Raw genomic sequence first — 12,911 nt, forward strand, 5'->3', positions numbered from 1 at the left:
CGGGCACCCCGTCGACCCCGTCAGGACCAGGATCTCGCGCCCCCGGAGGTCCGGCGTCGGCGGCACCCCCGGTCCCGCCGCGCGGTCGGTACGGCGCGGGTCCTCAACTCCCGTACACGTACGGCGTCGTGGTGGCCAGCGGCACGAAGCCGAGCCGCCGCAGCACCGGGCGGCTGTCGTCGGACGCGTCCACGTGCAGGTGGGTGTAGCCGCGTGCGGCGGCGAGCCCGGCGCGGTGCGCGACCAGCGCGCGGTAGATGCCGCGCCCCCGCCACTCCGGGACGGTGCCGCCGCCCCACAGCCCGGCGAAACGCGTGCCGCGCGGCAGCTCCAACCGGGCCGCGCACACGGGCCGTTCACCCGCGAGCACCACGACCGCCTCCAGCGTCTCCGGCGCCTCCGCGAGCTGCCGGAGCAGTTCGTCGCGCAGCCGCAGGCGGCCCGCCCCGAACACCTCGTCGTGCGCCGCCGCCATCAGCTCCACGCCCTCGGCGTCGGCCACGCGCCGCAGCCGTACGCCCTCGGGCAGGACGACCGCCGTCGACAGCCCCGCCACGGCGGCGACCATCACCGTCTCGCGCGGCTCCGCCGTGAGACCGGCCGCCAGCAGGCGCCGGCCGAGGTCGGCGGGCCGGTCGTGGGAGTACAGCTTCCACTCGAAGCCGCGCCCGAGCCCCGCGTAGTGCCGCACCTGCGCGGCGATCGCCGCGTCGGCCGTCCCCGCGTCGAGGTCGGCCCAGACGACGCCGGTCCAGCCGCCGTCCGCATTGGTCTGCCGCACCACGCCGTACGCGTCGCGCTCGACCCGTACGCCCGGCCCGGCCCGTACGCCCCGCCGCAGCTCCTCGTCGTACGCCGCCAGCAGCGCCCCGCCGTCCACCGCCGCCACGCCCACCCCCGCGTCGTCCATGCACCCACCCGAGCAGGGTGGGGGCACGGCGGCAAGCGGGTTTCCACGGGGCGGCCCCGCGCGCGGCGACGGAGTGTGACCGACGTCAAGGGTTTGGCGCCCGTGACCGGCTCAGGGCAGGGTAGGGGGAGAGACGGAAAGCACAAGGACACAAGCAGCACGGACAGCACGGACACGTACAGCAGAAGGAGCCCCATGAGGATCGGGATCGTCGGAGCCACCGGTCAGGTCGGCGGTGTGATGCGCGGGATTCTGGCCGAGCGGAACTTCCCGGTCGAGGAGCTGCGGCTGTTCGCCTCGGCCCGCAGCGCCGGGCGTACGCTGCCCTGGCAGGGCTCGGCCGCCGGACTCGGCGCCGGGGACCTCACCGTCGAGGACGCGGCCACGGCCGACTACACGGGCCTGGACGTCGTCCTCTTCTCGGCCGGTGGCGCGACGTCCCGCGCGCTCGCCGAGAAGGTCGCCGCGCAGGGCCCCGTCGTCATCGACAACTCCTCCGCCTGGCGCCTCGACCCGGACGTCCCCCTCGTCGTCTCCGAGGTCAACCCGGAGGCCGCCCGGAACCGCCCCAAGGGCATCATCGCCAACCCCAACTGCACCACCATGGCGGCCATGCCGGTGCTCCGTCCGCTGCACGCCGAGGCGGGGCTGACCGCGCTGGTCGTCGCCTCGTACCAGGCGGTCTCCGGCAGCGGCCTCGCGGGCGTCGCCGAGTTGGACGGGCAGGCGCGGAAGGCGGTCGAGAGCGACGCGACGCGTCTCACCTTCGACGGCGACGCGGTGGACTTCCCGGCCCCGGACACGTACGCGCGGCCCATCGCGTTCAACGTGCTGCCGCTGGCGGGCTCGATCGTGGACGACGGCCTCGGTGAGACCGACGAGGAGCAGAAGCTCCGCAACGAGAGCCGGAAGATCCTCGGCATCCCGGAGCTGAAGGTGTCCGGCACCTGCGTCCGGGTGCCCGTCTTCACCAGCCACTCGCTCCAGGTCAACGCCCGCTTCGCACGCCCCCTCGACGCGCGCCGCGCGGCCGAACTCCTCGCGGAGGCACCGGGCGTGGAGCTGTCCGACGTGCCCACCCCGCTCCAGGCGGCGGGCCGCGACGCGAGCTACGTCGGCCGTATCCGCGCCGACGAGACGGCGGAGAACGGGCTGTCGCTCTTCCTCAGCAACGACAACCTCCGCAAGGGCGCGGCGCTCAACACCGTCCAGATCGCGGAGCTGATCGCGGCGGAGTAGGCCCGTACGCGCGCCGGGACCGTACGCGCCCGGCCGTACGTACGGGGCACGGAACGGCGGGAACCCCCCGGATCTCTCCGGGGGGTTCCGTTCTGCCTGGGTCGGACGCTACGTCGGTCAGCCGATCTCGGCGCCGAAGGCCTCCAGCGCCTCACCGACGGGCTGGAAGTAGGTCTCGCCACCGGCGGAGCAGTCACCGCTGCCGCCGGAGGTCATGCCCAGCGCCTTGTCCTCGGCGAACAGGGCGCCACCGCTGTCGCCCGGCTCGGCGCAGACGTTGGTGTGGATGAGACCGTCGACCGTGCCCTCGGGGTACGAGACGGACGCGTCGACCGCGAGGACCTCGCCGTCGTGCAGCTGCGTGGTGCTGCCGCTGCGCTGGACGGTCTGGCCGACCTCGGCCTCGGCCGCGCCGGAGATGGCCTGCGTGCTGCCGTCGTAGAGGTTGACCTCGCTCGGGTGGTCGGCGTCGCCGGTGTACTTCGCCAGACCGTAGTCGTCACCCGGGAAGCTGCCGTCCTGCGTGGTGGCGATCTCGCTGCCGCCCTGCGAGTCGGACCAGCTGTCCACCGCGTTGGTGCAGTGCCCGGCGGTCACGAAGGCGGCCTCGCCGCCGACGGTGACGTTGAAGCCGAGCGAGCAGCGGGAGCCGGAGCCCCAGATGGCGTCGCCACCGGCGATCTTGGTGGTGAACTTGCCGTCCGTGTGCTTCAGCACGGCCTTGCCGTCCTGCGCCGCGACCTGCTTCTTCAGCGCGGCGAGCTTGTCGCCCTTGACGGTGCTGTCGGCGGTGACGACGACCTTGTTGGTCTTCGGGTCGACGGAACGGGACGTGCCCACCACGTCGTTCTCCGTGAGCGACTTCTTCACGGTGTTGAGCTGGGCCATCGAGTGCTCGACGACCTTGGCCTCGGCACCCGCGGCCTCGACCTTCGCCTTGGCGCTCTCGTCGGTGACGTTCACGACGAGCTTCTTGGCGTCGGCGTCGTAGTAGGTGCCGCCATTGCCCTTGATCTCGGACGTGAGGTCCTTGGCGAGGGTGCTGGCCTTGGCCACCGACAGGGTGTCAGCGGTCGCCGGCTCGGACGCGTTGGCGTTCGACAGGGTCAGCGCACCCGTGACGAGGGCGGCGACGCTGGTGCCGACAACGGCCATACGGCGCTTGGAAATACGACGGTTGTTCGTCAACTCAATGCCTCCAGTGGGGGTTGGGCCCGCCCGAGTCAGAGCGGTCCCGGAGGAAGAACGGACACAGCCACCCCGTGAGGGGGAGTCGCGTCCATGCCAACTTGCCCGGCGAGTATTACGCGAACGTCAGTTGGCACACAAGGGTGCGAGGTCCGGCTGTCCCGTTATGCCCCGTCAGATGCAGGATTCCGGAGGGATTTCCCCTGAATCGCCCCGGTACGCCGGGCCCATATCGGGCATCTCGCCACGTCCCACGCGTCGCTCCTCCCCCGCCACACGCTCCGTCCCCACGTCCACGCGCCCGCCGTCCGGCACCGTCGCACCGGCTCCCACCTGCGGCGGCGTACCGGCGAGTACGGACCGCTCCGTACGGTCGTCCGCACCGCCACGGCCGCCCTCCTCCGAGCCGCGACCGTCCTCCCCCGGGTCACGTCCCGACGACTCCCGCGGCCACTCGACCGGTTCGCGCTGCGAACGGTCCAGGAAGCGCAGCAGCTCCACGGGGAACGGCAGCACCAGCGTGGAGTTCTTCTCCGTCGCGACCGACGCGACGGTCTGGAGCAGCCGGAGCTGGAGCGCGGCGGGGGTGTCGGACATCGCCTCGGCGGCCTGCGCGAGCTTCTTCGACGCCTCCAGCTCGGCGTCCGCGTTGATCACCCGGGCCCGCCGGTCCCGGGTCGCCTCCGCCTGCCGGGCCATCGACCGCTTCATCGTCTCCGGCAGGGAGACGTCCTTGATCTCGACCCGGTCGATCGTCACGCCCCACTCCACCGCGGGGCTGTCGATCATCAGCTCCAGGCCCTCGTTCAGCTTCTCCCGGCTGGAGAGCAGGTCGTCCAGCTCGCTCTTGCCGATGATCGAACGCAGCGCGGTCTGCGCCATCTGCGAGACCGCGAAGCGGTAGTCCTCGACGCGGATGATCGCGTCCGCCGGGTCGACGACCTTGAAGTAGACGACGGCGTCGACGCGCACCGTGACGTTGTCCCGCGTGATGCCCTCCTGGGCGGGCACCGGGAGGGTCACGATCTGCATGTTGACCTTCTGGAGCCGGTCCACGAACGGGACGACCAGCGTGAAGCCGGGCTGCTTCAGCTCCTGCCGGAGGCGGCCGAGACGGAAGACGAGCCCCCGCTCGTACTGCCTCACCACCCGGGCCGCCGCCGCCACGTAGAGCGCGCCACCACCGAGTCCCGCCGCAACCAACTCCACGACCATTACGGCCCCCAAAGTCCGTTATACGGACAAAGGTAAACCTCGTCCCGACCCGGGGTCGAGGGCCGCGCACGGGTCCGCGCGGCCGTACGTCGCGGCAGCGGTCGACGGCGCCTCAGCAGTCACACGAGCAACACTCGCAGCACTCGCAGCACTCACAGCCGTCGCAGTCGCACTTGTGGCAGCAGCCCTCCCGCGTCTTCCGACTCCACGGCCCCTCGTACTCGTCCTGGCAGCACATCCGGCACGTGCAGCACAGCGCGAGGAAGACGCCGCAGCCCGCCAGCAGCGACCGCTTGGGCGGCACGCCGCCCGGTCCGGGCCCGTGCCCGCCGCCGTACGGCCCGCCGGGTCCGCCCGGCGCCCCGCCGTAGGGGTTGCCGAACGGGTCGCCGCCACCGGGCCCGTACGGCGCCCCCTGCCCGCCACCGCCGTGCGGCCCGCCGTGCGCCCCGTGCCCGTGCTCCCCGGGTCCGCCCGCCGCGCCGTGCGCGCAGGTCGCGCCGAACGCCCGGTCCACGGCCCGCGGCAGCTCGTGCGCGAGCAGCACGTGCGCCAACCCGCCGTCGGTGAACTCCGCGTCCCGCAGCGCCAGCCGTACGCCGCGCACCGCGTCGTCGCACAGCCGCCGCACCTCCGCGAGCGGCGTCGCCGTGGCCACCACCGGGTTCCACGCGCCCGCCGCCTCATCCGCCGTCAGATCCTCGACTGCGTCCAGGAGATGCGCGAGACGGCCGAACAGTCGCCCGGCCTCCGCCAGCGGCGCCGCGTTCCCCGGCCGCCCGGCGAGGACCGCGGTGTGCGCGAACGCGGCGGCCGTCGCCGTCTCCGTCGGCTCCGTGACGGCGAGCAGCGAACCGCCCGGCCGCGCCGCCGCCTCCACCAGCGGCTGCCGGTCCACGGCCGCGGTCAGCACCGCCGTGTCGAAGCCGAGGTCCGCGCCCGTACGCGCGCCCGCCCGGTCCCAGCCCGCCGCCACCCGGCGCGCGGCGGCGGCGAACGGGCGGCGCGCCAGCAGCCCGTCGCCGTCCGCGACGTGGTCCCGCGTCTTGGCCGACGCCAGCACGAGCGAGACGGACGCGGCCAGCCGCGCCCCCTCCCCGCGCGCCACCGACGCGGTCCGCATCCCGCGCAGCGGGCAGGGCCCGGCCGTACGGCGCAACTCCTCCGCGCGCGGCGCCTGTGCCTCGGTCAGCACCGAGACCAGCAGCCCGTCGTAGTTGGTGACCACCCGCGCGAACTGCCCGTGGTCGCCGCGGAGTGCGAGGCAGAGCCCGCACAGGTGCGCCGTCCAGGACGTCAGCAACCCGTCGCCCAGCCGGTGGCGGCAGGGCCGCACGATTCCGAACACGCTTCCCCCGTTCCTTTGTGACGCCGGATCACGTTGTCCGGGTCACGGGTCCCTCACCCGTCCGTCAGCGCCGCCACCCGTACGGCGGGACGTGGCAGAACTTGCGCACCGTCACCACCCCCGTACGGAAAGAGCCCTGATCCGGCGCCATGCGCTCTGCACCAGAACCGTCACGAATCACGGCCTTGGTGGCAATCCGCTTGGCACAACGTCCGCATCATGCATGACCATAGGATTGCGGAACCCGCGGCGGTGCCGCTATCGACAGGTTATCGATGCCGCACGCAGAGGAGAGGAGGCGTCCAATGGGATCGGTGCGCAAGGCGAGTGCCTGGCTGGGCCTCGTCGACGACAGCGAGATGCGTTACTACGACGACGACTACGCCGAGGGGCCGGAGCCCGGAGACGCCGCACGCGAGCCGTGGGTGACGGACCCGCGGGTCCGGGTGACGGCCGAGGCCGCACAGGACCAGGGCGGCCGGATCGCGACGGTCACCCCGTCCGGCTTCCGGGACGCGCGCGGGATCGGAGAGATGTTCCGGGAGGGCGTCCCGGTGATCGTGAACCTCACCGCGATGGACTCGGAGGACGCCAAGCGCGTCGTGGACTTCGCGGCCGGGCTGATCTTCGGCCTCCGCGGTTCCATCGACCGTGTGGCGACGCGGGTCTTCCTGCTGACCCCCGCCGAATACAAGATCGTCAACGGTGAGGACCGCCGCACCGAGGGCGGCTTCTTCAACCAGAGCTGAGCCGGCGGCCTCTCGGCCCCGGCCGGAAGGGGACGGCGCCCGGCTCCTCGTACGGGACCGCCGTGCCCGGCCGCCGGGGTTCCCGCGCGCCCCGGGGGCGGGCGGGGCCGCCGGACCGGTGTGCCCTGCCGCCGCCCGGACCCGTCCGGCCCGGACGGTGCTACGGGCGCCCGCCGCCGGTCGGCACGAGCGACGCCCCGCCACGGCCCGTACGGACACCGTCCGCGCGGCCCGTCGGCACGTCCGCCGCCCGCCCCGGCGCGGCAGCCGTCGCGCCCGCGCCGCCCGGCCCGTCGTGGTCGCCCGGCCCGTCCGCCGCCTCGTCCCGGTCGGGGTCGGCGCACTCCATCGTCCGGGGCAGCCGCAGCGCGGCGAGCGCGCCGAGCAGCAGCAGCCCGGCGCTGACGAGGAGCGTCATGTGCATCCCGTGCACGAACGACACCCGCGCCGCGTGCAGCAGCACCCCGCTGGCCGGGTCACCGAGGTGCGCGGCCACCCCGTACGCCTCCCCCAGCGAGTGGCTGGCGTCGCCGCGCGCGTCGCTGGGCACTCCGGCCACGTCGCGTACGCGCGGCGCGTAGGCCGCGTTCATCACGCTGCCGAGGAGGGCGATCCCGATGCCCGCGCCCAGTTGGTACGCGGTCTCGCCGACCGCCGCGGCGCCGCCCGCGCGGTCCGCCGACGAGTGGCTGAGCATCGACTCGTAGCAGGCGAACAGCGTCGCCTCCAGCCCGAAGCCGAGCAGCACGAAGCAGCAGGCGAGGAAGGCGGGGCGGTCCTCCTGGCCCGACGTGGTCAGACAGAGCACCGCGAACGTGGTGAGCGCGAAGCCGGACGCGACCATGCGGCGCGGCCCCAGCAGCCGGAGCAGCCGCGCCCCGGTGAGCCCGGCGGCGACGGCGGCCAGGGACAGCGGCAGCAGTCGCAGCCCGGTCTCCAACGGGGACAGGCCGAGCACCAGTTGCAGGTACTGCGCGGCGATCAGCGCCAGCCCGACCAGCGCCAGCACGGTGAGCACGATGCAGCCGACGGCGGTGCCGAAGGCGGGGCGGGCGATCGCCGCGATGTCGACTAGCGGGTACGGGCGCCGCCGCTGCCGCCGTACGAAGCGCGCCAGCAGCACCGCGCCCGCCGCGAGCGCCAGCACCGCGCGGACGGACAGCCCCTCGCCCGCGCCCGCGGCCTTCACCCCGTAGATGACGCCGATCAGGCCCGCCGCCGCCATGACGGCGCCGAGCACGTCCCACGGGCCCTCGCCCCGGCTGGTGGACTCGGGCAGCAGCAGACGGCCGGCGAGCAGACCGGCCGCCATCAGCGGGATGTTGATCAGGAAGACGGAGCCCCACCAGAAGTGCTCCAACAGCAGCCCGCCGAAGAGCGGCCCGACCGCCGCGCCGACGGCCGCGACGGCGCTCCAGACGCCGACGGCGACCGCGCGTTCCCGGCGGTCGGGGAAGACCTGCCGGAGGATCGAGAGGGTCGCGGGCATGATCATCGCGCCGCCGACGCCGAGCAGGGCGCGGGCGGCGATGAGGAGCACGGGGGTGTGGGCGTACGCGGCGACGCCCGAGGCGAGCGCGAAGAGGGCGTAGCCGAAGAGCAGCACCCGGCGGCGCCCGACGCGGTCTCCGAGCGTGCCGAAGAGGATGAGCAGGGAGGCGCAGACGAGCGGGTAGACGTCGACGATCCACAAAAGCTGCTGCGGTCCCGGCCGCAGGTCCGCCGCCACGGCGGGGACCGCGACGTGCAGCACGGTGGCGTCCAGGGCGACGAGCAGGAGGCTGGCGCAGAGGACGACGAGGACGGTCCAACGGTTCGGGTCACCGGCGGCGGCACCCGTTCCGCGCCCGCACCCGGCGCCCGTACCCACTCGCTGTGCGGGGACGTCGGCCGCCTGGGGGGAGCGGGCCGCGTTCGTCCCTGACATGTCGTACGCACCTTTCTGTCGCCACCGGCCCCGCCGCGGCAGGGGGAAGGCCGGACGCTCCGGGACGGCGTCCGGCCAGGTTGCGGCGCGGGACGAATGGGCGCCAGGGTACGCGACGCCCCGGGACGCCCCTGTGGCACGTCTCACCGGCCCCGGGTCCCGTACGGGGTCCGGCGGGGGCGGGCCGGGGCGGGAAGCGAGGAGGGAATTCCCGATTAAGCGGCGGTGAACGGAATACGGATCGACCGCGAAACGCCCCCGTTAACCGACGCCTAAACGTGTGAACGGGTGCCATCGAATAAGCGCGCGGAATACGCGGGATAAAAGACCGGAGGAGACACGGCCCACATCACATCGTCATCACAAAGGCGGTGACGAGCACGTTCACCTCTCGGACGCGCGGTAACGTCGATTGGGTGCGTACCGAGCGATTCCTCGCCAGGCTGGAACAGGAGCCTGAGCGACCGAGCAGCCGCGATGTGCCGCGGATGAGCCGACACCGCAGGGTGCTCTTCGGCGCAACCGTGGTGCTGTACGCGGTCATTGTCGCCGCGGTCCTCGTGGAGAGCGTTCTCGTACGGGTGGACTGGCAGGTGATGTTGTTCCGGCCGTACAAGCAGTGGCCGGAGTACCACCAGTTCCTCGACTACTTCGTGGTCCTCGGGCAGCGCGCCCCGACCGCCGTGCTGGTCGCGGCCTGGCTCGGCTGGCGCTCCTGGCGGCAGCGGACCCCGCGCCCGCTGCTGGTGCTCGCCACGGCCCTGCTGCTGCTCAACGCGTCCGTGGGCGCGGTCAAGATCGGGCTGGGCAGGCTCGGCCCCCACTACGCCACCGAGGTCGGCTCCGCCGAACTCTTCGCCGGCGGCGACATATTCCCGTCCGGCCACACCGCCAACGCCGTGGTGACCTGGGGCATCCTCGCCTATCTGGCGAGCACCCCGCGCGCCCGCCGACTGCTGTCGCTCGTCGCCGCGTTCGCGGCCCTGGGCGTCGGCGCCACCACCGTCTACCTCGGCACCCACTGGGTCAGCGACGTGCTCCTCGGCTGGGCCGCCGGGCTGCTGATCCTGCTCGGCCTGCCGTGGTGCGAGCCCGTCATCGGGCGCGCGGAGACGCTGGTCCTCGCCTACCGCGAGCGGGCCCGCCGCCTCCGCGCACAGCGCGCGCCCCTGCCCGTACCGGCCGGGGAGCCGGTGGCGGCGGAGCGCGCGGACACGGCGTACGCGGCTGCCGGGCAGCGGTCCGGCGGGCAGCCGTCCGGCGGGCACGCGCGGCGGTACGCGGACGCGGGCACCGGCTCCGGTGCCGCCGCCGACGGGGAACCGGCGGCCGAACACCCCGACGAGGACGCGCACTCGGAGGCGTGCCCGGACGAGTCGCTCTGGGCCGACGAGCAGCCGGGCGACGCCGACGCCGTCCCGCCGGTCCCGGGCACGCCCGGCGCCCCGCCCGCGCGGCTGCACCACTCGGCGCGCCCCCACCCCGTACGGGGCACGGAGCGGGCCTCCGCGGCCACCGGCGTCGGCGGGCGCCGCGCCCCGGGCGCGGACCGTACGGCGCCGCAGCGCACGGCGCCGCTCGGCCCGCGCGCCAAGTGACGCGGGGCCGGGCGCGCGGGGCGGTCAGCCCTTCCAGCAGCGGACCACCTCGCCGTCGCGGACGGCGAGGTTGAGCCGCCCGTCCAGGTACTCCATGGTGATGATCGCGTCCGGCGCGAGCACCCGGACCGTGGACCAGCCACGCGCGCGGGCGTGCTGCTCAGCGGCCTCCGAGGAGAGTCCGACGTACCGTGCGGGGTCGTCCGGGGAGGAGTCCGGAGCTGCGGGTTCGGGTGCCATGCCCGCCACCGTACGGCGCCCGGGGCCGCGCCCGGAAGCCCCGCCCGTACGGTGCTCCCCTCGCGGCTCCCGTCACGCTTGTGTCACGGGCACGGCGTGCTGTTCGGAGTTGCGTTCGTCACCCGAACGTGGCTATTCGGCGGCGCCTATTCACTCGCCCGGGAAATGGTCCGGCGGGCGGGCGGCGAATTCCACGGTCCGCGTAATTCCGCCCTCCGTTCACCTCTCGTCCATCTCCGCGCGCCGCCCGGAATAACGCCGTACGGGAACGGCCGGACTATCCGGCGCGTCCGTCGGAGCGGGCGGATTCCTCCCCATCGGTCCCTGGGAATCCCGGTTCGGGACGGCCTGTTCCGGTCTCCCCCGCCCTGCCCGCACCCGTCGCGCCCGCCCTCGTCACGGGTCCGGACGCGGGCGCCGAGGCGTCCACGGCGCGGGTCAGCCGGTCCCGGGCGCGCGCGAGGCTGTCGACGAGCGCGGCGGGCTCCCGTACCTCGAAGTCGACGCCCAGCATCAGCAGATGGACGACCATGACGTCCGTCGAGTGCGCGCCCGTACGCAGCAGGCAGGTGTGCGCGTCGACCTCCTCCAGCGTGCCCGTGCTCGGTGAGACGCGCGCGGCCGCCTCCTCCACGGGGAGGCGCAGCAGTACGGTCGCCTGCTCCGGGTACGCCCGCGTGGACACGCCCTCCGAGACCCAGGCGGCGAGGTCGTCGGCGGGCGGCGTACGCGGGGTGAAGCGCGGACCGTGCGGCGGGCGGAGGGTGATGCGGTCGGCCCGGTACGTACGCCAGTCCTCGCGGTCGGTGTCCCAGCCGACCAGGTACCAGCGCCGGTGGGTGCGCACCAGCCGGTGCGGTTCGACGACCCGCCGCGACGCCGTCCCCTGGTGCGTGCGGTACTCGAAGCGCAGCCGCTCGTGGTCCCGGCAGGCGTGCGCCAGCTCCGTGATGGTGCGCGGGTCGGCGGCGGGCCCGTGGTGCCCGTACGTCATGGACACGGTGTACGCGGTGAGGGCGCCGACCCGGCGGCGCAGCCGGTGCGGCAGGACCTGTTCGAGCTTGGCGAGGGCCCGTACGGACGACTCCTCGATGCCGGTCACCCCGCCGTGCGCGGCGCTCTGGAGGCCGACGGCGACGGCGACGGCCTCCTCGTCGTCCAGCAGGAGCGGCGGGAGTTCGGCGCCCGCGCCCAGCTGGTAGCCGCCGGAGGTGCCGGTGCTGGAGTGCACGGGGTAGCCGAGGGCGCGGAGCCGGTCGACGTCGCGGCGCACGGTGCGGGTGGTGACGCCGAGGCGTACGGCGAGGTCGCCGCCGGACCATTCGCGGTGCGCCTGGAGCAGCGAGAGCAGGCGCAGCAGCCGTGCCGAGGTGTCCAACATGGCGCAAGTCTCGCAGCGCTCGCGGACAGCTACAGTCCTCAGACGGGCGGCCGTTCCAGGCGTACCGCGAGGTCGTTGTCGCGGGTGTAGTACGGGGTGGCCGTGCCGTCCGCCGTACGGTGCGGCGGGTGCGGGCACGTCCGCTTCTTGTCGGGCACGTCGTCGAGGATGCGGCCGACCCGTACGGGCGCCGCCCCCTCCGCCGGGCGCAGCCACACGTCCCGTACGGCCGGGCCCGCGCGGTCCTCGCCGCCGCTTCCGGGGACGGTGGCGAGGAGGGTGTCGAGGCAGAGGGTCGCGGTGAAGTCCGGGCCGCCCGCGCCCCGTACGCCCGCGGTGACGCGCTCCCCCGCGCCGCCCCGTGGCCACGCCTCGACCCGGGCGCCGTCGTCGAGTGCCGCGCCGAAGAGCCGCCCGCGCAGCCGGAGTCCGCCGTCCGCGACGGACAGGTCCGCCAGCTCGGCGTGCGGCCAGCGCAGCCAGGCGCGGACGGCCAGACCGCCGTTCCGGGAGGCGTACGGGATGCGCACGCCGAGCCAGGTGCGGTGCGCGCTGGGGTCGCGGTCACCGAGCGGGCGGAGTTCGAGCGCTCCCGGCAGCAGGCGTCGCGGGGTCTCCTCACCGAGGGCGACGTACGCGTCCCAGCGGCCCTCGGCCAGCGTCATCGTGCTGGGCAGCGCGGCGCGGAGGCGGTCGTCGCCGGAGGGGAAGAGGGGCAACCGCACCCAGTGGTCGGCGGCGTCGGTGACCTCGCCGGGCGCGAACGGGTCGGCCGGGCCGTCCCCGAGGTCGTACGGGTCCCCGTCGCCGTACGGCGGCCCGTCGCCGCCGGGCCCACGGCGCTCCAGCAGCAGCGCCGCGTCCCAGCGGTCCCCGGCGGAACCGTCCCGGAGGGCGACGTCGAAGGTCAGGCCGCCCGCCGAGTCCGCGGTGCAGTCGGCCCGCAGCCGCGCGCGGGGACGGCGGCGCGCGGCGGACGCGGGTGAGGGGGCGGGCGGGATGCCGCCGGACGTGCCGCCGGCGCCGGGAGTCCTCGGCGGGGTCATGCTGAGCGTCCTCCGGGCGTACGGGGTGGAAGGTGCGGTCTCGTGCGGCGGAGCGCGTGGCTCTCCCTCG

Annotated in this window: 11 protein-coding genes; 3 read left to right on the top strand and 8 right to left on the bottom strand. The window is 74.5% G+C overall.

What is annotated here, in order from left to right; all coding sequences use genetic code 11:
* Positions 1 to 103 precede the first annotated feature (103 nt).
* A complete protein-coding gene (locus tag D7M15_RS03565) occupies positions 104 to 910 on the bottom strand; it encodes a GNAT family N-acetyltransferase (protein WP_240649116.1) in 807 nt (268 codons plus the stop codon).
* A gap of 195 nt (positions 911 to 1,105) precedes the next feature.
* Here D7M15_RS03565 and D7M15_RS03570 point away from each other — a divergent pair, with 195 nt between their 5' ends.
* Complete coding sequence (locus D7M15_RS03570; protein WP_121516146.1) at positions 1,106 to 2,149, top strand: aspartate-semialdehyde dehydrogenase; 1,044 nt, start codon at positions 1,106 to 1,108, stop codon at positions 2,147 to 2,149.
* Positions 2,150 to 2,266: 117 nt separating this feature from the next.
* Here D7M15_RS03570 and D7M15_RS03575 read toward each other — a convergent pair whose 3' ends face one another.
* The 3 genes from D7M15_RS03575 to D7M15_RS03585 form a co-directional block, all read right to left on the bottom strand.
* Positions 2,267 to 3,304 (bottom strand): S1 family peptidase, encoded by a 1,038-nt coding sequence (locus D7M15_RS03575; protein WP_121516147.1) that lies wholly within the window; start codon positions 3,302 to 3,304, stop codon positions 2,267 to 2,269.
* Between the two features lie 207 nt (positions 3,305 to 3,511).
* Positions 3,512 to 4,552: a slipin family protein gene (locus D7M15_RS03580; protein WP_121516148.1), complete on the bottom strand. Its 1,041-nt coding sequence runs from the start codon at positions 4,550 to 4,552 to the stop codon at positions 3,512 to 3,514.
* 112 nt (positions 4,553 to 4,664) lie between these two features.
* Complete coding sequence (locus D7M15_RS03585) at positions 4,665 to 5,900, bottom strand: DUF5685 family protein (RefSeq protein ID WP_121516149.1); 1,236 nt, start codon at positions 5,898 to 5,900, stop codon at positions 4,665 to 4,667.
* A gap of 305 nt (positions 5,901 to 6,205) precedes the next feature.
* Between D7M15_RS03585 and sepF the strand changes: the two genes are divergently transcribed.
* Complete coding sequence (gene sepF, locus D7M15_RS03590; protein WP_121516150.1) at positions 6,206 to 6,649, top strand: cell division protein SepF; 444 nt, start codon at positions 6,206 to 6,208, stop codon at positions 6,647 to 6,649.
* A 160-nt stretch (positions 6,650 to 6,809) separates the two neighbouring features.
* Here the strand turns inward: sepF and D7M15_RS03595 are convergent, their stop codons facing one another.
* Positions 6,810 to 8,576: an MFS transporter gene (locus D7M15_RS03595; RefSeq protein WP_121516151.1), complete on the bottom strand. Its 1,767-nt coding sequence runs from the start codon at positions 8,574 to 8,576 to the stop codon at positions 6,810 to 6,812.
* A 416-nt stretch (positions 8,577 to 8,992) separates the two neighbouring features.
* On the opposite strand from D7M15_RS03595, the gene D7M15_RS03600 reads away from it, so the two are divergent.
* On the top strand, positions 8,993 to 10,174 hold the full coding sequence (locus D7M15_RS03600) for a phosphatase PAP2 family protein (RefSeq protein WP_121516152.1): 1,182 nt from the start codon (positions 8,993 to 8,995) through the stop codon (positions 10,172 to 10,174).
* Between the two features lie 24 nt (positions 10,175 to 10,198).
* Here the strand turns inward: D7M15_RS03600 and D7M15_RS03605 are convergent, their stop codons facing one another.
* The 3 genes from D7M15_RS03605 to D7M15_RS03615 form a co-directional block, all read right to left on the bottom strand.
* Positions 10,199 to 10,414, bottom strand: a complete 216-nt coding sequence (locus D7M15_RS03605) for an I78 family peptidase inhibitor (RefSeq protein ID WP_121516153.1) — start codon at positions 10,412 to 10,414, stop codon at positions 10,199 to 10,201.
* Positions 10,415 to 10,691: 277 nt separating this feature from the next.
* A complete protein-coding gene (locus D7M15_RS03610; RefSeq protein WP_121520154.1) occupies positions 10,692 to 11,795 on the bottom strand; it encodes a YafY family protein in 1,104 nt (367 codons plus the stop codon).
* Between the two features lie 38 nt (positions 11,796 to 11,833).
* Positions 11,834 to 12,841 carry a hypothetical protein gene (locus tag D7M15_RS03615; RefSeq protein ID WP_121516154.1) on the bottom strand — a complete coding sequence of 336 codons (1,008 nt, stop codon included), beginning with the start codon at positions 12,839 to 12,841 and terminating at the stop codon, positions 11,834 to 11,836.
* Positions 12,842 to 12,911: the final 70 nt, after the last annotated feature.

This window comes from Streptomyces sp. Z26 (assembly GCF_003665095.1).
Classification (GTDB): Bacteria; Actinomycetota; Actinomycetes; order Streptomycetales; family Streptomycetaceae; genus Streptomyces; species Streptomyces phytohabitans.